At 51.5% G+C, this 996-nt stretch carries 1 protein-coding gene; it reads right to left on the bottom strand.

Annotation, left to right across the window (positions count from 1 at the left end; all coding sequences use genetic code 11):
* Positions 1-35 precede the first annotated feature (35 nt).
* Positions 36-932 carry an IS481 family transposase gene (locus ACXAH3_RS16430; RefSeq protein ID WP_474863347.1) on the bottom strand — a complete coding sequence of 299 codons (897 nt, stop codon included), beginning with the start codon at positions 930-932 and terminating at the stop codon, positions 36-38.
* Between the last annotated feature and the right edge of the window lie 64 nt (positions 933-996).

The raw sequence follows: 996 nt of genomic DNA, 5'->3' as shown, positions 1-996 counted from the left end.
TGTAAACTGGACAGACCGTCAGGACATTTGCCGCTTTATTGTAGCTTGTCTCTGAGCGCTTCGTAAGGGGTCTGGCCGTTATGCGCGCCGTGTGGCCTTGCGAAGTTGTAAAACCGTTCCCATTCGTCAAGTTTTGCTTCGAGATCGACGTCGTCTTTGTAACTCAGGAGCTGATAGAATTCCTGCTGATCAGATCGGTGAGAGCGCTCCACTTTCTCGTTGAGCTGCGGCGTTCCACGTTTGATGTAGGCGTGTCGAATTCCTTTGTCCTCGACATGCCAATGGAATTTCGCTTGGAATTCGTGGCCATTGTCAGTCCGAACCTCGCGAATGCGGAACGGGACCTTTTCGATGATGTGGTCAATGAAGTCGATCGCGTTTGCTTGCGTGTGTTTATCGTAGATCTTAAGTGCCCTGACACGCGTTGCATCGTCGATTGCCGTGTATTGGAACCGGCGCACCTTATCACCGCGTTCCCCCTTAAAGGTCAAGAACTTGACGTCTACTTGGATATGATGGCCAGGGACCTGTTTTTGATAACGCTTGGTGTGCAACGTCCGCATGCGCGTCCCTCTGGGCAGTCGGTTGAGGCCATTGCGTTTGAGAATGCGATAGACCCCGGCATCCGAGATCTTGATGTCGTGATAGCGCGCCAAGTACCAGACGATCCGGATAGGCCCCAAGTGATACTTGCGGCGCAGATACAGAACCTTCTCGACGATCTCGTTTGGCGTTTGATTGGCGGGATTCTTCGGAATTGACTTAGCATTCTTCAAGCCAGCTTCACCATGCTTTTGATAGGCATCCCGCCATCTATAAAAGCTGGACCTGCCAACCCCGAAATACCGGCAAGCCTTACGGGCATTGCCGATCTTCTCGGCATGTTGCAGCACTCTAAGTTTGCGTTGAATGTCGCGTTCGTCGTTCGTCATGAAAACTTCCTCCATCCCAAATCAGGGAATTTACAGGAAGTGTCCCGAAAGTCCGTACATATCT

The sequence above is a fragment of the Aliiroseovarius sp. ABM4_368 genome (assembly GCF_056161205.1).
The sequence above is the reverse complement of the archived record's forward strand: the minus strand, read 5'-3'. Positions and strand labels throughout refer to the sequence as shown.